This window comes from Nocardioides ultimimeridianus (assembly GCF_054777895.1).
In genome coordinates this window covers 54,635-72,742 of sequence record NZ_BAAHAB010000006.1, presented here as the reverse complement: position 1 = coordinate 72,742, position 18,108 = coordinate 54,635, and the positions used below count along the sequence as shown (strand labels likewise).

Sequence of the window (18,108 nt, the reverse complement as noted above, 5' to 3'; positions counted from 1 at the left end):
CGCCGGCCGCGGCGCACTCGTTGGCAAACTCCCGCCGCGGCCGGCGGATCTCCACCCTCCACCACCAGGACAGGACCATGAACTCCCTCCGCAAGATCGCCGTCGTCGGTGCCGGCCAGATGGGATCAGGCATCGCCGAGGTGTGTGCCCGCGCGAGCCTCGACGTGCTCGTGTGCGAGACCGACGACGCGCGGGTCGACCAGGCGCGGGCGAGGATCACCGGCTCCCTGGCGCGTGCGTTGCGCAAGGGCAAGCTGACCGACGAGGTGCACGAACGGGCCTTGGGACACCTCCGGTTCACCAGCAACCTGGCCGACCTGCACGACCGCGACCTCGTCGTCGAGGCGGTCGTCGAGGACCCGGCCGCGAAGAGCGCGCTGTTCTCGCAGCTGGACTCGATCGTCGGTCCGGATGCGATCCTCGCCTCCAACACCTCCTCGATCCCGATCATCAACCTCGCCATGTCGACCGGCCGGGCTGACAGGGTGGTCGGGATCCACTTCTTCAACCCGGTGCCTGTCTTGCCGTTGGTCGAGATCGTCACCTCTCTCAAGACCTCGCCGCAGACGGTCGAGATCGCGACCGACTTCGTGACCTCGGCGCTCGGCAAGCAGGTGATCACCTCGCAGGATCGCGCTGGTTTCGTCGTCAACGCGCTGCTGATCCCGTACCTGCTGTCGGCGGTCCGGATGCTCGAGTCCGGCTTCGCCTCCGCCAACGACATCGACGCGGGCATGCGGCTGGGGTGTGCCCACCCGATGGGCCCGTTGGAGCTCGCGGACCTGATCGGGCTCGACACGACGGCCGCCATCGCGGAGTCGATGTACGAGGAGTTCAAGGAGCTGCACTTCGCGCCGCCGGCGCTGTTGTTGCGGATGGTCAAGGCACAGCAGCTCGGACGCAAGACCGGACGCGGGTTCTTCGACTACACGACCCCGGGAGCCTGACGATGACGCTGGCGGTGGAGCGCGGCGAGGCCACGACGGCGACGCCCCTGCACGATGCCCGGCTACAGCTACGGGCAGCGGTCGATCTGCTCGGGTACGACGACAGCGTCTACCAGATGCTTGCCGTCGCGCGCCGCGAGATGACGGTCAGCATCCCGCTGCGCCGTGACGACGGTTCGATCGAGGTGCTCACCGGTCACCGGGTCCAGCACAACCTGTCGCGTGGGCCGGCCAAGGGCGGCCTCAGGTTCAGCCCGTCGGTCGACCTCGACGAGGTGCGTGCTCTCGCGATGTGGATGACATGGAAGTGCGCGCTTCTCGACGTGCCCTACGGCGGTGCCAAGGGCGGCGTCGCGATCGATCCGAGGCGCTACAGCCTCGCCGAGCTCGAGCGGGTCACACGTCGCTACACGAGCGAGATCGCCACGTTCATCGGCCCGGAGATCGACATCCCGGCCCCTGACATCGGGACCGACGAGCAGACGATGGCGTGGCTGATGGACACCTACTCGGTGGCGCGGGGACAGACGGTGCTCGGTGTGGTGACGGGCAAGCCGCTGAGCCTCGGCGGATCCCTCGGCAGGGCGATGGCGACGTCGCTGGGGGTCGTCCACGTCGCGGTATGCGCGCTCGCGGACCAGTCCCTGGTCGTGGCGGACGCGTCGGTCGCGGTCCAGGGCTTCGGCAAGGTCGGTCGTGGCGTCGCACACATCCTCCACGAGAGGGGGGTCAGGGTCGTCGCAGTCAGCGACCAGTACGCCGCGGTCCACGCCGCCGGCGGGCTCGACGTCCCCGGGCTCGAGCGGTACGTCGACGAGACCGGCTCGGTCGCCGGGTTCCCCGGCGCCGACCAGCTCGCCTGCAAGGAGGAGCTCCTCGAGCTCGAGGTCACGGTGCTGGTACCGGCCGCTGTCGAGAGCGTGATCCACGCCGACAACGCGCGGCGCGTTCGGGCCGGGATCGTCGTCGAGGGCGCGAACGGACCTGTCACCGCGGCCGCCGACGAGATCCTGGCCGCGTCGGGTGTCGTCGTCGTTCCGGACATCCTCGCCAACGCGGGTGGGGTCGTCGTTTCCTATTTCGAGTGGGCGCAGGCCAACCAGACGTACTGGTGGTCGGTCCGGGAGGTCGAGCAGCGACTCGAGGAGCGGATGGTGCTGGCGTGGCACCGGGTCCGGGACCACGCCGTCCAGCACGGCCTGACCCTGCGAACGGCAGCGACGTCGATCGCCGTCGAGACCGTGGCCGAAGCACACCGAGCGAGAGGGCTGTACCCGTGACCACCACGACCGCACCGACGTCCACCGGGGTGACCACCACCCTCGTCCGCGCCTCGGCAGCCCCGCTGACCGGTGCCGACGTGCTGCGCGCCTTCGACCGCCTCCGGAACGAGGTCGTCGAGTCCGAGTTCGGCACCGCCGGCGCAGCCATCGGGTACGACGACCTCGAGATCGCGTGGAACGCGCTGCGCACCGCACCCGAGGACGCCGCTGTCGCGCTGTCGGCGGTGGTCGTCGATCGACGTCCGTGGGCCGTCCAGGTCGAGTACCTCGCCACTCTCTGCGCCGATCACGCGCTGACCGATCCACGCACCCCAGTCCTGGCACGCGCCCGTGGCTGGACCCTCACCCCCGGAGCGGGATCCGCCCGCTCCGTCGACAAGGAGCTGTCATGACCCTGCCCGTTCTCCAGATCATCGTCGCCAGCACCCGCCCCGGCCGCCGCGGGGACGCTGTCGCGCACTGGATCGCCGACGTTGCCCAGGCCCATGCCGGGTTCGAGGTCGAGCTCGTCGATCTCGCGGAGGTCGGTCTCCCCCTCCTCGACGAGCCCCACCACCCCAGCATGCAGCGCTACACCCAGGACCACACCCGGGCCTGGAGCAGCACGGTGGCCCGTGCCGACGCCTTCGTGATCGTGACTCCCGAGTACAACCACTCGTTCCCTGCCTCGCTGAAGAACGCCCTCGACTTCCTGTTCGTCGAGTGGGCCGACAAGCCGGTCGGGCTGGTGTCCTACGGCGGCGTGTCGGGGGGCCTGCGGTCCGTCGCATCGCTGAAGCCGGTGCTCGCGGCACTACGCATGGTTCCTGCGGTCGAGGCCGTGTCGATCCCGAGCTTCGCGTCCCGGATCGAGCACGACGCGTTCGTCCCGGACGACGGACTGGACGGTGCCGCCAAGGCCATGCTGGACGAGGTGTCGCGCCTCACCGCCGCGCTCGCCCCGCTTCGCGACCGGGACTGACCGCCTCACACCTCGGCGACGAGGTCGAGAAGGTCGGCAAAAGCCGCGACGGAGTGTCCTGCGACGAAGTGGTCGACGTGGGGACGGATCGCCAGAACCCCTCGCTGCACGGGCCGATAGCCGACCTTGCCGCGGTGCGGGTTGACCCACACGGTCCGGTGGGCGAGCAGGTGGAGCCGACGGACCTGGTCGCCGAGCAGCGTCACGTCTCCCGCCTCCCATCCGTCGCTGAAGATCACGACGACGGAGCCACGGACCGCCTGACGAACGACACGATCGCGCAGGAGTGCCCGCAGGTTGTCGCCGAGACGGGTCCCGCCGGACCAGTCCGGGATGGCGCTCGCCACGGCGCTCAGCGCCCGATCGGTCGACCGCGTGCGCAGCTGCCGGGTCAGCGATGTTGCCCGCGTGCCGACCGCGAACGTCTCGACCGGCCCGGGGAGTGCCTGCGTCATCCGGTGGGCCAGGCGCAGGGTCGCGTCGGCGTACGGGGTCATCGAGCCGGAGATGTCCACGACCAGGACGATCCGACGCGGTCGTCGGGTCGCGCGGCGGTGCTCGATCGCGCTCGGCTCGCCGAACCGGCGGAGCATGGCTCTCAGCGTCCGGTCGGCGTCCAGCTCGCCGTGGCGATGCCGCTCCCGGCGGGCGGTACGCCGAAGGGCGGAACGCGGCACGAGTCGGCTGATCAGCTCGTCGACCCGGTGCTTCTCCGAGGCGGCCAGCTCGCCGAGGTCGCGGGTGCGGAGGACCTCGGTCCGACTGGCGGTGACGGTGACGGGCGAACCGGGCGCGTCGTCGGCGTGGACGTCAGGGGTGTCCGACGCGGCGAACGGCGAGGGCTCGACCTCAGTCGGAGGTAGGCGCGGGCCGGGGGACAGGGTCAGGTCGCCGTTGAAGTACAGGTCGAACACAGCGTCGTGGATCTCGAGGTCGCCGGGACCGGAGCACAGGGTCGCGCGACCGGCTCCGCGCAGCCCGTCGGGCGTCGGTCCCAGCATCTCGGCGGCCTCGAGGAACACCCGCGAGCGGGCGGAGCCGACCGCGAGCCCCGCGGCCCTGAGCGCGTGGGTGAACCCGACCAGGATCTCGTCGGCATCACGGTCCGGGGCCACCACGGTCAGTCGCTCAACAGGCCGGCGAGCCTCGCGCGGACCTCGTCGGTGTCCTCCCGGTGCTTGACCAGGGCTCCGATCGCGGCGGTCGCCGACACCAGGTCCAGCTCCACTGCGCCCAGGCGGTGCAGGGCGCGAGCCCAGTCCAGCGACTCGGCGACGCCCGGCGGCTTGAGCAGGTTGGCCTCCCGCCGCAGCGCGTGCACGACCTCGGCCACCGCGCGTGCGAGCCGCTCGGAGACCTCGGGTGCCCGTGATCGCAGGATCGCGACCTCCTGATCCAGGCCGGGGTGGTCGATCCAGTGGTAGAGACAGCGGCGCTTCAGGGCGTCGTGGAGTTCACGGGTCCGGTTCGAGGTGAGGACCACGAGGGGAGGCGTCGTCGCTCGGATCGTGCCCAGCTCCGGGATGGTGATCCGCTCAGTTGCGAGGACCTCGAGCAGGAAGGCCTCGAACTCGTCGTCGGCCCGGTCGATCTCGTCGATGAGGAGCACGGCGGGCTCGCCGCGCAACGCCTGCAGCACTGGACGGTCGAGCAGGAAGCGCTCGTCGTACAGGCTGTGCTCGAGCTGCTCCGGCGAGCCCGTGTCGCCGATGCGGGATCCGGCGGCCTCCAACGCCCTGAGGTGCAGGATTTGGCGAGGGAAGTTCCAGTCGTAGAGGGCCTGGCTCGCATCGATGCCCTCGTAGCACTGCAGCCTGACCACCCGGCGGCCCAGGGCGACGCCCAGCGCTTCGGCCAGGGCCGTCTTCCCGGTACCCGGCTCGCCCTCCAGCAGGAGCGGCCGCCCCATCCGGATCGCCAGGAACGTGGTGGTCGCCAGGTTGGTGTCACAGAGGTAGCCGGTGCCGGCGAGGCGTTCGACGATGGAGGGCACGTCCTCAGTCATGACACGACCGCGCGGTGACCGGCCGGCTGGTGGATCGCACCGCGCGTCCGGTTCAGAGAGTTGCCGGACCCGCCCCAGCGGTGGGCGGTGATCTCCGCGGCGATGCTGAGGGCCGTCTCCTCGGGGGTCCGGCCGCCGAGATCGAGCCCGATGGGACTGTGCATGCGCGCGATCTCATGCGGGGTGACGCCGACCGCCGCGAGGCGGGACAGCCGGTCCTCGTGGGTACGGCGTGACCCCATCGCGCCGATGTACGCGGCTGGGAGACGCAGGGCGACCTCGAGCAGCGGCACGTCGAATTTCGCGTCGTGGGTGAGGACCACGATCGCGGTCCTCTCGTCGATGCGTCCGGCGTCGCGTTCGGCCGCCAGGTAGCGGTGGGGCCACTCGACCACCAGGTGGTCCGCGGCCGGGAAACGCCGCCGGGTCGCGAAGACGGGCCGAGCGTCGCACACGGTGACCTCGTAGCCGAGGAAGCTCCCGAGTGAGCACACGGCAGAGGCGAAGTCGATAGCTCCGAAGACCAGCATCCGCGCCCGCGGTGCGTGCGAATCGACGAAGACCTGCATGCCCGAGCCGAGTCGTTCGCCGTCGGGGCCGTAGGTGAGCACGGCGTTCTCACCGGCAGCGAGGAGGCCGAGCGCGTCGTCGTACGCCGCCCGGTCGGTGTGGTCGCTCCCCAGTGTTCCGCGCTCACCCAGTGCCGGATCGCCCGGGCGCACCAGCATCCGCATCCCGACGCGCGCCGGGTCGGGGTGGGCGATGACCGTGGCGACCGCGACGGGTCGGTCGGCAGTGATGTCGTCGAGGAAGAGGCCGAACTGGGGGAACGAGCGTGCGTCGACACGCTCGACGAAGATATCGAGCTCGCCGCCGCAGGTCAGCCCGACCGCGAACGCGTCGTCGTCGGAGAAGCCGTAGCTCTCCAGGACGGGGGTGCCGTCGGCGATGACCTCCTGCGTGAGCTCGTACACCGCACCCTCCACGCAGCCGCCGGAGACCGAGCCGAGCGCCGCGCCGTCGCGGTCGACCGTCATCCGCGCGCCGAGCGGGCGGGGGGCCGAGCCGCGAGTCCCGACCACGGTGGCCATGCCGAACATCTCGCCGTCCAGCCAGCTGCGTCGTGCGGCGGCGAGGACCTCGTCGTTGGTGATCACCTCTGTGCTCATTTGTCCTCCGGTCCTCCTCAGCCGACGAACGAAGTCGGGTCGATCCGGCTCACCAGCCGGGTCAGCGGGTCGATCGGGCGGGCCGCATCCGCCAGCCGGTCGCCTCGGAGCAGGGCGGCCTTGACGGCCTGGCCGCCGAGGAATCGGAACGGCTCCGGCGGGAGCCCACGCCCGGCCGGCTCCCTGGTCAGGAATGACGTCGACAGCTCGTCGCGCACCCCCATCACCTGGCTTGCCAGCACGCGCCCTCCGAGCACCGACGGTCCGATCCCGTCGCCGGAGTAGCCGGTGCCGCAGAACACGCGCGGATGCTCGGCGAGCGGGACGAAGAACGGCAGCGACGACACGGAGTACTCGACCGGCGCACGCCACGCCGACACGGTCCGTGCGCCGGAGAGCTCCGGCAGCGCAGTGAGGAGCTGCCTCCGCAGCCGACCTGCCCGCGGCGCCTGCTGGTACAGGGTGCTCGCGCCGCGTCCGCCGAAGCCGAGGCCCAGCCCGGCCTTTCCGAACAACAGCTTGCCGTCCGTGAGCGGCCGCCAGTAGTCGAGCAACCGACCCGCGTCCGACACGCTGGCCAGGCCGCGGTCCACCAGTGGCCGGTCAGGCTTGAGGATCAGGTTGTCGGAGGCGGTCATGACCAGGTGCCGACGGAACTGCCGGAAATTCGCCGCCCACGCATTCACGGCGAGGACGACGCTTGATGAGCGAACCGAGCCGGTGGGGGTGGTGACGACGGGATCGCCCGTGGAGTACCGGATGCCGGTCATCGGGGTACGCTCGTGGATCCGGACGCCGAGCCCTTCGGCCACCCGCGCGAGGCCACGCGCCAGGCGACCCGGGTGCAGGTGCGCGCAGGTGCTGTCCAGCACGCCGCCGCGGACCTGCGTGCCCGCGAGTTCTGAGGCCGTGGTGGCATCGAGGACCGTGAACGGCGAGCCGTCGTATGACGAGGCGGTCCGGACCGCGTCGTCCCACGCGCCGTCCTGGGTGCGGTTCGTCGAGGCCCAGAGCCAACCTGTCCGCCGCACCTGCGCGTCGATGCCGTTGGTCTCGCAGAAGTCGATCAGGAAGTGGACGGCGCGCGTCGAGGCGTGCGCGAGGGCGACGGCCTCGTCGGTCCCGCCGGCCGCCATCATGGCGCCGAGCTTGGGCCACAGGTTCATCGCGATCCCGGCATTCGCCCCGCTCGCACCGGCGCCGCAGATGTTGGCCTCGATCAGCACGACGTCGGTGCCAGGGTCGCGTCGCTTCAGCTCGATGGCCGTCCACAGGCCGGTGAAGCCGCCGCCGACGACGCACACGTCAGCACTGAGGTCCCTGTCCAGCGTCGGCCGCGTGAGGACCTCGTCCTCGGATGCCACGGCATCGACCATCCAGTACGACAGGTGCTCGGCGTGCGTGCCGGTCAGCCGGCGCACGTCGGTGGGACGAACGGCCGTCGCACGTGGGTCGGCGGCCATGGTCAACGTGCCGGCTGCGTGGCGGAAGTGCGCGAGACCGGAGTCAGGGGCAGGTGTCGGTGGGTCAGCTCGGCGTCGTAGTCGTCCTCGCGCCAGCCGAGGATCCGCTGCTCGCGGATGAAGGGGAGCGGGACGGCCGGGTCGGGCGCATCGATCTCGCGTGCCAGCCGATGTCCCTCGAATACCGACTCCGCGATCACCCGCGGCTCGACGCAGTCGCCGATGCGGAAGACCTGCTCGATGTCGTTGGCGGCGAGGCGCGCGGCGTCGCTCGTCAGGTCGGCGTACAGGTCGTTGCGGGAGCGGCGCTGCGTGACCATCACGACGGAGTCGGCGGCCCACGTCGTCGTACGACCGGAGTGGTAGCTGTGATGACCGTTGACCCTGCCCGGTTCGATCGACGTGACCAGGTGGCTGGGCACGATGTCGACGCCGAGCTGCAGCAGGCTGTGCATGTTGTGGCCGCCCTCGTCGGTGAAGAAGAGGTAGGACCCGACCTGGTCCGCCGGGCACACCAGCGTGACCGACTTGCCGTCGTTGGCGAGCTTCTCCGCGATGCTCGACCCCATGTAGTAGCCGTCGCAGTCGTAGACGACGACCGTGTCGCCGGGCAGCTGCACGCGCTCGACCATGACCTGCTCGGGGGTGAAGACCATCCCCGGGTTCGCGGCGACGCCGTCGATCGGAACGTGCGTGATGGGGTTAGTCCCCGTGGGATCCCAGGCGGAGCCCGTCGCCAGGATGACCGTCTGCGCGCCGTACTCGAGGATGTCGTCGACGCCCATCGGGTGGTTGGTCAGCACGGTGACCTTCGACAGCTTCGCGAGCTGTGCCTCGCGGTACTCCACGACGCGGCGCCAGGTGCGGAATCCGGGCAGCTGGGAGACCCAGTTGACGTGGCCGCCGACCTCCGCCTCACGTTCGACGAGGTGGACGTTCTCGAAGCCGCGCTCGCCCAGTACGCGGGCGCACTCCATGCCGGCCGGGCCGGCACCGACGATCAGGATGGGCCGCTCGGCCGCCTCGGACGCGTTGAACCTCTCCGGGTGCCAGCCGCGGCGGTACTCCTCGCCGACGGTCGCGTTCTGGGTGCACACGATGCGGCCGCCTCCGTTGTTGAAGCGGGAGACGCAGATGTTGCATCCGATGCACTCGCGGATGTCGTCGCCGCGTCCCTCCTTGATCTTGAGGGGGATGAAGGGATCGGCGATTGCCGGGCGGGCGGCACCGATGATGTCGATCACCCCGTCCTTGACGGCGCGGGCCATCAGCTCCGGGTCGGTGAAGCGACCGACGGCGGCGATCGGCTTCTTGGCGTACGGACGGACTTGCTCGATGTAGCTGCGCTGCCAGAAGGGCTCGAAGAACCGCGAGGAGCTGACGTCGTCCTCGAGGTGACCGACCTGCATGTCCCACAGGTCCACCAGGTCGTCGAGCAGCTCGACGACGGCGATGCCGTCCTCGTTGACCTTGAACGCACGTTCCGACTCGTCGTTGAAGGAGTCGAGGCAGAACCCGGCGACGATCGCGCAGTCGTCCCCGACCGCGTCGCGGACCTGCTCGATCGTCTCGCGCCAGAAGCGGACGCGGTTCTCGATGGAACCGCCGTACTCGTCCGTGCGGTGGTTCCAGTAACGCCACAGGAACTGCAGCGGCAGGGAGAAGCCTTCCCGAGCCGCGACCTGGACGAGGTCGAAGCCGATGTCGCGCGCCCGGATCGCCGCGTCGACGTACGACTTCTGGATCCGGCGGATGTCGCGCTTGTCGAGCTCGTAGCAGGAGTGCCCGGACATGGGGCTGGTGACCTGTGATGGGCCGCCGGCGGGGAGGCGGGTCACGAACCCGGTGTGGTCGGGTCCCATGTAGACCAGCTGTACGCCGGCGAGCGCGTCGAACTCGTGCACGCGCTCGACCATGAGCCGAAGGTTGGCCGCGTCGCGCTGGTCGATGAGCCGGGCCTGGACCCACGGCGCGTCGTCGCTCTCGGCGTCCACGGCGCAGTACTCGGTGTTGACCGCAGCCCAGCCGCCCTCGGCCCGCATCCCGCGCAGGTAGGCCTGCGCTCCCGGGTACTCGACGCCGAGCCCCGAGCAGTGCGGGGCAACGTAGAAGCGGTTGCGGAACGTCTTCGGGCCGACCTGGAGGGGCTCGAACAGCGGAGCGTGGCGCGGATCGGTGGTCACCATCACAACGTAGACGCGCCGGAGGAGCGCCTGACCCTCACCAATCCGACAAACCGCGTCGCGATCTTGTCAGAGCATGAAGAGGCACCTCATGTCCAGCGCTCCGAGACTGACGCCACACGAAATCCCGTGAGTCGTCCAGCGTTCTTTAAGGAGAAGCCCATGATCCGACACGTGTTTTCCTGGCGGGTGGCCGAGGGCCACAGCAACGATGACGTCATCGAGCTGCTGAACACGCTGCGCGAGCCGTACCCGTACATCAAGTACTGGGAGCTCGGCGCGCACGAGGGCGACCCGGGCGACAACGGCGCCCCCTTCAGCGGCGTCCTCATCAACGACTTCGATTCGTGGGAGGACCTGCAGCGCTACTCGGTCGATTCCTTCCACCTCGAGGTCGTCGCGAAGCTCAAGCCGCAGCTCGCCGAGCGAGCTGTCGTCGACTTCGTGCGCGAGGGCGAGTGATGGGGGCGCAGGCCGGGATCAAGGTCGCGACGAGCCCCTGGGGGCCCGACGACGAGCTCGGCGCGCTCAACCACCTCACCCCTGAGAAGTCGGCGGCGGTGCTGGCCCGGGTCGACGGCTCGCGCTCGTACGACCTGAGCATCGACTACTTCGTCGGCATGCCCAGCTTCCAGGCGGCGGGCGACCCGAGCTACCAGATCTACATGAGCCACACCCCGGCGGGCACGGTGGTCGACAACCTCAACGGCGTCGGCGATGCGGTGAACCGCCACGTCTGCTACTCGGGCGACGTGATCTTCATGTACACCCACACCGGGACCCACATCGATTCGCTGAACCACTTCGGTGTGGACGGACAGATCTACAACAACTTCAAGGCCGAGGAGAACCTCGGTAGCCGCGGCTGGGTCAAGGGTGGCGCCGAGGTCATCCCGCCGATCATCACCCGGGGGGTGCTGCTCGATGTCGCGAAGGTGATGGGTGTCGACTGCCTCCCGGACAGCTACGCGATCACCGTGGAGGACTGCCAGAAGGCCCTCGCCGCGGCGGGATTGACTCTGGAGCCGGGCGACGTCGCCTTCGTGCGGACCGGACGGATGCGCTACTGGCCCGACGGTTCCAAGGTGCTCGGCAACCCTCCGGGACTCAGCCTCGAGGCCGCGAACTGGCTGACCGGTCAAGGCATCTCAGCCATCGCCGCCGACCAGGAGTGCGTCGAGGTCGGTCCGTCGCAGCACGAGGACAACTGGCTGCCCGGGCACTGCCACTTCCTGGCCGAAGCGGGCGTTCCGATGATCGAGCTGGCGAACCTGGAGGAGCTGTCGCGCGACGGTGTCGAGGAGTTCTGCCTGATCGCCGCGCCTATCCGGCTGCGTGGTGCCAGCGGCGCCCCGCTGCGCCCGATCGCCCTGCCGCTCCGGGCCAACTGACCGACATACGACGAGGGGAAGCACCACGACCATGAGCATGCCGAAGGTAGCCGTCATCGGCGGGTCGATCGGCGGACTCACCGCAGCCAACCTGCTGCGCGACATCGGCTGCGACGTCGACGTCTACGAGCGCACGCCGCAGCTGTTGTCCGGGTTCGGGACCGGGATCGTGGTCCAACCCGAGCTGGTCCGCTATGTCGTCGAGCGTGCCGGAGCAACGCTGGACGACGTCAGCGTGCCGAGCTCGTCGATGCGGTACTACGACGCGTCGACCAGCGTGCTGGCCGGTGAGGTCGACGCGGAGTGGCGCTTCACGGCGTACAACGCGATGTACCGGCAGCTGCTGGATGTGTTCGGCACCGAGCGCTACCACCTGGGCAAGGCATTGTCCGGCCTTCGCCGGGAGGATGGCCGGACGGTCGCCGAGCTTGCGGACGGAAAGGTCGTCGAGGCCGACCTGTTCGTGTGCTCGGACGGTGGCGGCTCCGTCGCGCGTGCTTCCCTCCTCGGCGTGATGCCGACGTACGCCGGCTATGTCACCTGGCGGGGCATGGTCGACCGTGCCGACGTGTCGGCCGAGACGTGGGAGTTCTTCCAGGACGCCTTCAGCTACGGGCTCCTCGACGACAGCCACATCATCGCCTACCCGATCCCCCAAGTCTCTGCCGAAGGCCGGCTCACCGGGGACGCCCGTCTCAACTTCCAGTGGTATTGGAACGTTGCGGAGGGCCCTGCCCTGGACGACCTCATGACCGCGGCCGACGGCGAGCGTCGCCCGGTCTCGGTCCACCACGAGGCACTCGCCCCGCACAACCTCGAGGAGTTCCGTGCACGGGCGGCGCGGGAGCTCGACGGCCCGTTCGCCGAGCTGATCGGGTCGGCGTCGAAGCCGTTCGTGACCATCGTCTCGGACGCCTCGATCGACCGGATGGTCTTCGACGACGTGGTCCTCATGGGTGACGCTGCGATCACGCCGCGCCCCCACGCCGCGGCCGGTGCGGCGAAGGCGTGCTCCGACGCGTGGGGCCTGGCGGACAACCTGGCGGCGACCGGCGGCGACGTCGCCGCGGCGCTCGCAGCCTGGGAGCCCCGTCAGCTCCAGATCGGCCACGCCTATCTCACCAAGGTGCGGGCGATGGCGGCCGTGCTCCAGCACGGCGGAGCCTTCCCGCCGGGTGCGCCGGAGTACCGGTTCGGGCTGCCTCAGCCGCAGCTGCAGTAGCGCCTCCTGCGCGGCGTGATCGGCCGAGTCGCGGGCCTTCCGCCGGCGTCCGGCAGTGCCAGGATTCCCATACGAGCAGATCGAAGGAGACACAACGATGCAGTTGCTGAACGAGTTCGAGGTGGCACTGCCGCCGGAGCAGACCTGGACCCTCCTGACCGATCTGGAGAAGGTCGCGCCCTGCCTTCCCGGCGCGTCGATCACCTCGCGCGAGGGCGATGACTTCCTGGGCCAGGCCAAGATCAAGGTGGGTCCGATCACGGCGCAGTACAAGGGGGTCGCGCAGTTCACCGAGCTGGACGTCGACAACCGCCGGGCGGTGCTGCTCGCCCGCGGCAAGGATGCCCGCGGACAGGGCGACGCCACCGCCACCGTGACCGCCACGCTGCACCCCAACGGCAGCGGCACCCGGGTGAGCGTCGAGACCGAGCTTGCCCTCACCGGCAAGGTCGCCCAGTTCGGGCGCGGGGTTCTGGCTGACGTCAGCGGCGCGCTGATGGGTCTGTTCGCCCAGCGTCTGCAGGAGATGGTCGCCGCCGAGGGACTCGCGCCCGCCGCGGCCGGCACCGTCCACCCGTCGGCACCTGCCTCTGCTGTGGCAGCCGCGGCTGCTCCGGCGATCACCCCCGCCGCGGCACCGCGCCCGGCCGACGACGAGGTGCTCGACGTCCTCGCCCTCGCGGGCGGCATGTCGTGGGCCAAGGCGATCCCCGCGGGCGGCACGCTGGTGGCCGTCGGCGCGGCCCTGATCAGCGTGTTCGCCGCTGGATACGCATCAGCCAAGGCGCGATCCGTAGGACGCTAGCCGGACGTGCCCGGGCTGCCGGACGCAGGAGAGGAACGATCGTGAAACCACCGAAGTTCAGGTACGTCGCTCCGACGAGTGTCGAGGGTGTGGTGAGTGTCCTTGCTGCCGAGCCGGACGCGAAGGTGATCGCAGGCGGCCAGAGCCTCATGCCACTGCTGGCCATGCGGCTCGCCGGACCCAGCGTGCTGGTCGACCTCAAGGATGTTCCCGGGCTCGGGCGGATCGAGGTCGCCGACGACGAGGTGCGGATCGGCGCGCGGGTGACGCACCGGGTGATCGAGGAGTCGGAGGCCCTTGCCGGGGCGTTGCCGCTCCTGCCGTACGCCGCCCGGTACATCGCCCACCCGCAGATCCGGTCGCGCGGTACCTTCGGCGGCAGCACGGCCCATGCCGATCCGTCCGCCGAGTGGCCGACCGTGCTGCTCGCCACGGAGGCCACGGTCGACGTGGTGGGCTCCAACGGTCATCGGGCGATCGCCATCGACGACTTCTTCACCGGTCCGTTCACCTCATCGATGGAAGCGGACGAGGTCCTCGTCGGCGTACGGATCCGACGCGAGGAGCGCCGGTGGTCCTTCCAGGAGGCGGCCCGCAAGGTCGGCGACTACGGCCTTGCCATCGTGGTCGTGACCGCTGACGTGGCGGGCGGCGCCGTCAGCCGGCCCCGGGTCAGCGTGGGTGGCGCGGTCGGCACCGTGACCCGGTTGCCCGAGGTCGAGGCGGTCCTCGAGGGGGCCGAGCTGGGGGAGGAGCTGGCCCGCTCCGCAGAAGCGGCAGCCGCCTCGAGCCTCGAGCCGATCTCGGACATCCACGGCAGCGCGGCGTTCCGGCGTGCGCTCGTCGGAACGCTCACGCGCCGCGCAGTACTCGATCTCAGCGAAGGAGCCTGACGTGTCCACGACCCCCGACGACCTCCACCCGATCGCAGTGTCCATCAATGGTCGCACCTACCGCAGCAAGGTCGAGCCCCGCCGAACGCTCGCCGACTTCATCCGGGAGGACGCCGCTCTCACCGGCACCAAGCTCGGTTGCGAACACGGCGTGTGCGGTGCGTGCACGGTGCTCGTCGACGACCTGCCCGCCCGCTCGTGCCTGATGCTCGCGGTGCAGGCCGAGGGTCGGCTGGTCCGGACCGTCGAGAGCCTGTCGGACGGTGCCGAGCTGAACGCCCTCCAGCAAGCCTTCCGCAACAACCACGGCTTGCAGTGCGGGTTCTGCACGGCCGGCTTCCTGATGTCGGCCACCTCGCTGCTCGAGACCAACCCGACCCCGTCGCGCGACGAGATCGTCGAGACCGTGTCGGGATCGCTATGCCGCTGCACCGGCTACCAGACCATCATCGAAGCCGTCGAAGAGGCAGCTGCCGCCGGGCAGGAAGGGACCGAGCGATGAAGGAGTCCTACGACCACCTCCGGACGCCGAAGGTCGCCGCGCGGTCGATCGGGACCCGGGTCCTGCGCTCGGAGGATCCGCGGCTGCTGAGCGGCCGCGGCCAGTTCCTCGCCGACGTGACCCTGCCCGGCGAGCTGCACGTCGCCTTCGTCCGCTCGCCCGTGGCACATGCCCGGATCACCAGCATCGATGTCTCCGGCGCGCTCGACCTACCGGGGGTCTTCCTCGCGTGGACCGGAGCCGACGCGCTGCAGCACAGCGAGGGCCTCGTCGGCGAGTTCGCCGTCGAGGGGTGCAACCCGACGACGATGCCGCTGCTCGCGCACGACGAGCTGTGCTACGTCGGAGAGCCCGTCGCGGTCGTCGTCGCCGAGTCGAGGTACGTCGCCGAGGACGCCGCCGAGCGGGTCGAGTGGGGCTTCGAGGAGCTGCCGGCCGTCGTCAGGGCTGACGCTGCAGTCGCGGTCGAGGCGGTCGCCAACGGCCAGCTCCCCGACAACGTCGGCCTGTCCGGAGGCGACACCCACGGCGATGTCGCCGGGGCGTTCGACGCCGCCGAGACCGTGGTGCAGGGCCGGTTCTACACCTGCCGGGTGTCGGCGGCCCCGATGGAGACCCGCGGCGTGATCGCGACCTACGACTGGGCGTCGCGGCAGCTGAAGGTCTGGACCGGGACCCAGATGCCGCACTACCTGCGGTACTGCCTGACGGCGTACCTGGGCTTTCCGGAGCAGGGCATCGAGGTCATCACGCCGGACACCGGCGGTGGCTTCGGCCAGAAGGCGCACGTGTACGTCGAGGAGATGCTTCTGCCGCTGCTCGCGCGCGAGGTCGATCGGCCCGTGAAGTGGGTCGAGGACCGTCGGGAGAACCTCATGGCCGGGACCCACGCGCACGAGCAGTACGTCGACATCTCCTACGCGCTCGACGGCGGAGGACGGATCACCGCGGTGCGCACGCATGCCCTCGGTGACGGTGGTGCGTACCACCAGCCGCCGTGGTCGATGGCCGTGGAGCCCTGGTGTGCCGCCGTCATGACACCGAGCGGCATGTACGACGTACCGGCCGCGGAGTACTCCTACAAGGCGGTCGCGACCAACAAGACCCCGGTCGGTGCCTACCGCGGCGTCGGCTACATGGCGGGCACGCTCGCCCGGGAGTGCCTCGCGGACGACGCGGCGCGTGCCCTGGGAATGTCCCCGTTCGACTTCCGCCGGCTCAACGTGGTGCGCGACTTCCCGTGGACCAACGCGCAGGGCATCGTCTACGACGAGGGCAGCTGGCTGGAGACGATCGACAGCCTCGAGCGGATGGTCGGCTACCCGGCCTTCCTCGAGCGCCAGGCGAAGGCGCGTGCGGAGGGACGATACCTGGGTCTCGGCCTCAGCTGCTTCGTCGAGAGCAGCGGCGAGTCCACCGCGACCAGCCAGAAGCACGGCCTGCGCGACGTCTACCACGACACCGCGACCGTACGGATGGACCCGAACGGCACCGCGACGGTCACGATCGGGCTCACGGCGCAGGGCCAAGGCCTTGCCACGACGATGGCTCAGATGGCCGCCGACACGCTCGGCATCGCCGTGGAGGACGTCACGGTCCACACGGCCACCTCGACTTCGCACGCCTACGGATCGGGAACGGTCGGCAGCCGTGGTGCGGTGATCGCGGGTGGCGCGGTGGCGCGGGCTGCAGGTGTGATCCGCGAGAAGGTGCGGATCGTCGCTGCCAACCTGCTCGAAGCCGCCGTGGACGACATCGAGCTCGCCGACGGCAAGGCGTCCGTGGTCGGTGCGCCCGACTCCGCGCTTCCCATCGCGGACGTGGCCACCTCGATCTACTTCGACATGTCCTCGTGGCCCGATGACTTCGACCCGACGCTGGAGGCGACGCTGGCCTACGACGCCGCGCGGCCGATGTTCAGCAACGGCGGTCACGCGATGATCGTCGAAATCGATCCCGACACCGGCTTCATCCGGTTCGAGAAGGTCTTCTCCGTCGAGGACTGCGGCACCGTGATCAACCCGAATATCGTCGAAGGTCAGATCCGTGGCGGGGTGGTGCAGGGCATCGGTGCCGCGGTCTTCGAGGAGCTCGCGTACGACGAGTCGGGCCAGCTGCTCGCCACGACCTTCCTCGACTACGGCCTACCGACCATGGACGTCTCGCCGCCGTTCGAGATCCACCACCTGGAGACCCCGTCGTCGCACACCGCCTCCGGCGTCAAGGGCATGGGGGAGTCGGGGCTGATCGCCTCGCCCGCCGCCGTGCTCAACGCCGTCAACGACGCGCTGGTCCCCTTCGGCGTCGTGCTGCGCGACCTTCCGCTGACGCCCGAGAAGATCCACCGGGCGATCCACTCGCACCGATCGGAGACCACTGCATGACCTCCCTCGTCCGGCTTGCCCTGGTGCAGGTCGCGTACGGCGACGACGAGACCCTCGAGTCGCGCGTCGACCGCGTCACGGCACAGCTCGAGGAGCTCTCCGACGTCGACCTCGTCGTGCTGCCCGAGCTGTGGGCCCACGGCGGCTTCGCGTCCGACCGGTGGGCCGCCCAGGCACAACCGATCGACGGCGCGATCGTGCGACGGCTGCGCGACGTGGCCGCCCGCCACGGCTTCTGGTTGCACGGAGGCTCGATCATCGAGAGCGCTCCGCCCGGTGCCGATCGCGGGGGAGAGGGCCGGGGGCTGTGGAACACCTCCGTCCTCATCGGGCCGGACGGCGAGCTGCACGCCACCTACCGCAAGATCCACCGGTTCGGGTTCGGCGACGGCGAACCCCGCTTGCTCGAGGCCGGGACTGAGCTCGCTGTCGCCGACCTCGAGATCGGGCGCGGCGACGTACGTGCCGGACTAGCTACCTGCTACGACCTCCGCTTCCCCGAGCTGTTCCGGGCCTTGCTCGATCGCGGTGTCGGACTCGTCGTCGTACCCGCTGCCTGGCCTCTTCCGCGCGTCGAGCACTGGCGGCTGCTCGGGCGCGCCCGCGCTGTCGAGGACCAGGTGTGGATCGTGCAGTGCAACACCGCCGGACGACACGCAGGCCTAACCATGGGCGGCCACAGCCAGGTGGTGTCGCCGACCGGCGAGGTGGTCGCGGAGCTCGACACCGACGAAGCGGTCCTCCTGGTCGACATCGACCTGGACCTGATCGGCGAGACCCGAGCCGGGTTCCCCGTGCACGAGGACCGCCGACTGCGTTCGTCCTGACCCTTCGCCTCCTGCGGAAGACGCCAAGGCGCACGGACGGATTTATCCGGATCCGCATAGGCGTTCACCGGCG

17 protein-coding genes are annotated in these 18,108 nt (G+C 70.1%); 12 read left to right on the top strand and 5 right to left on the bottom strand.

Annotated features, from left to right (window positions below; all coding sequences use genetic code 11):
* Positions 1–77 precede the first annotated feature (77 nt).
* From ACYU8V_RS06690 to ACYU8V_RS06675, 4 genes are read left to right on the top strand one after another with little or no spacing between them, the layout of a single operon-like run.
* Positions 78–947, top strand: a complete 870-nt coding sequence (locus ACYU8V_RS06690; RefSeq protein WP_460846098.1) for a 3-hydroxybutyryl-CoA dehydrogenase — start codon at positions 78–80, stop codon at positions 945–947.
* 2 nt (positions 948–949) lie between these two features.
* Positions 950–2,227 (top strand): Glu/Leu/Phe/Val family dehydrogenase, encoded by a 1,278-nt coding sequence (locus tag ACYU8V_RS06685; RefSeq protein ID WP_460846097.1) that lies wholly within the window; start codon positions 950–952, stop codon positions 2,225–2,227.
* Positions 2,224–2,622 carry a hypothetical protein gene (locus ACYU8V_RS06680; protein WP_460846095.1) on the top strand — a complete coding sequence of 133 codons (399 nt, stop codon included), beginning with the start codon at positions 2,224–2,226 and terminating at the stop codon, positions 2,620–2,622. Before ACYU8V_RS06685 ends, ACYU8V_RS06680 begins: the two co-directional genes overlap by 4 nt.
* Positions 2,619–3,191 (top strand): NADPH-dependent FMN reductase, encoded by a 573-nt coding sequence (locus tag ACYU8V_RS06675; RefSeq protein ID WP_460846093.1) that lies wholly within the window; start codon positions 2,619–2,621, stop codon positions 3,189–3,191. Before ACYU8V_RS06680 ends, ACYU8V_RS06675 begins: the two co-directional genes overlap by 4 nt.
* 5 nt (positions 3,192–3,196) lie before the next feature.
* On the opposite strand, the gene ACYU8V_RS06670 is transcribed toward ACYU8V_RS06675, so the two are convergent.
* Genes ACYU8V_RS06670 through ACYU8V_RS06650 form a run of 5 tightly spaced genes read right to left on the bottom strand, consistent with a single transcriptional unit; the run spans position 3,197 to position 10,011 of the window.
* Entirely contained in the window at positions 3,197–4,309 is a 1,113-nt protein-coding gene (locus tag ACYU8V_RS06670; protein WP_460846092.1) for a vWA domain-containing protein, read from the bottom strand.
* A gap of 2 nt (positions 4,310–4,311) precedes the next feature.
* Complete coding sequence (locus tag ACYU8V_RS06665) at positions 4,312–5,196, bottom strand: AAA family ATPase (protein WP_460846090.1); 885 nt, start codon at positions 5,194–5,196, stop codon at positions 4,312–4,314.
* Positions 5,193–6,365 (bottom strand): XdhC family protein, encoded by a 1,173-nt coding sequence (locus tag ACYU8V_RS06660; protein ID WP_460846089.1) that lies wholly within the window; start codon positions 6,363–6,365, stop codon positions 5,193–5,195. Before ACYU8V_RS06660 ends, ACYU8V_RS06665 begins: the two co-directional genes overlap by 4 nt.
* 17 nt (positions 6,366–6,382) lie before the next feature.
* Positions 6,383–7,828: an NAD(P)/FAD-dependent oxidoreductase gene (locus ACYU8V_RS06655; RefSeq protein ID WP_460846088.1), complete on the bottom strand. Its 1,446-nt coding sequence runs from the start codon at positions 7,826–7,828 to the stop codon at positions 6,383–6,385.
* Positions 7,829–7,830: 2 nt separating this feature from the next.
* On the bottom strand, positions 7,831–10,011 hold the full coding sequence (locus ACYU8V_RS06650) for an oxidoreductase (RefSeq protein ID WP_460846086.1): 2,181 nt from the start codon (positions 10,009–10,011) through the stop codon (positions 7,831–7,833).
* 162 nt (positions 10,012–10,173) lie between these two features.
* On the opposite strand from ACYU8V_RS06650, the gene ACYU8V_RS06645 reads away from it, so the two are divergent.
* The 8 genes from ACYU8V_RS06645 (at position 10,174) to ACYU8V_RS06610 (ending at position 18,035) form a co-directional block, all read left to right on the top strand.
* Positions 10,174–10,473: a Dabb family protein gene (locus tag ACYU8V_RS06645; protein WP_460846085.1), complete on the top strand. Its 300-nt coding sequence runs from the start codon at positions 10,174–10,176 to the stop codon at positions 10,471–10,473.
* Entirely contained in the window at positions 10,473–11,402 is a 930-nt protein-coding gene (locus ACYU8V_RS06640; RefSeq protein WP_460846083.1) for a cyclase family protein, read from the top strand. The genes ACYU8V_RS06645 and ACYU8V_RS06640 overlap by 1 nt, the downstream gene beginning before the upstream one ends.
* 31 nt (positions 11,403–11,433) lie before the next feature.
* Positions 11,434–12,624, top strand: coding sequence for an FAD binding domain-containing protein (locus ACYU8V_RS06635; RefSeq protein ID WP_460846081.1), 1,191 nt, complete (start codon positions 11,434–11,436; stop codon positions 12,622–12,624).
* 97 nt (positions 12,625–12,721) lie between these two features.
* Positions 12,722–13,429 (top strand): SRPBCC family protein, encoded by a 708-nt coding sequence (locus tag ACYU8V_RS06630; RefSeq protein ID WP_460846080.1) that lies wholly within the window; start codon positions 12,722–12,724, stop codon positions 13,427–13,429.
* Positions 13,318–14,322, top strand: coding sequence for an FAD binding domain-containing protein (locus ACYU8V_RS06625; protein ID WP_460846079.1), 1,005 nt, complete (start codon positions 13,318–13,320; stop codon positions 14,320–14,322). The genes ACYU8V_RS06630 and ACYU8V_RS06625 overlap by 112 nt, the downstream gene beginning before the upstream one ends.
* Before the next feature lies 1 nt (position 14,323).
* A complete protein-coding gene (locus ACYU8V_RS06620; RefSeq protein ID WP_460846077.1) occupies positions 14,324–14,824 on the top strand; it encodes a (2Fe-2S)-binding protein in 501 nt (166 codons plus the stop codon).
* Positions 14,821–17,208 (top strand): xanthine dehydrogenase family protein molybdopterin-binding subunit, encoded by a 2,388-nt coding sequence (locus ACYU8V_RS06615; protein WP_460846076.1) that lies wholly within the window; start codon positions 14,821–14,823, stop codon positions 17,206–17,208. The genes ACYU8V_RS06620 and ACYU8V_RS06615 overlap by 4 nt, the downstream gene beginning before the upstream one ends.
* Positions 17,205–18,035, top strand: coding sequence for a carbon-nitrogen family hydrolase (locus ACYU8V_RS06610; protein ID WP_460846075.1), 831 nt, complete (start codon positions 17,205–17,207; stop codon positions 18,033–18,035). The genes ACYU8V_RS06615 and ACYU8V_RS06610 overlap by 4 nt, the downstream gene beginning before the upstream one ends.
* The last annotated feature ends 73 nt before the right edge of the window (positions 18,036–18,108 follow it).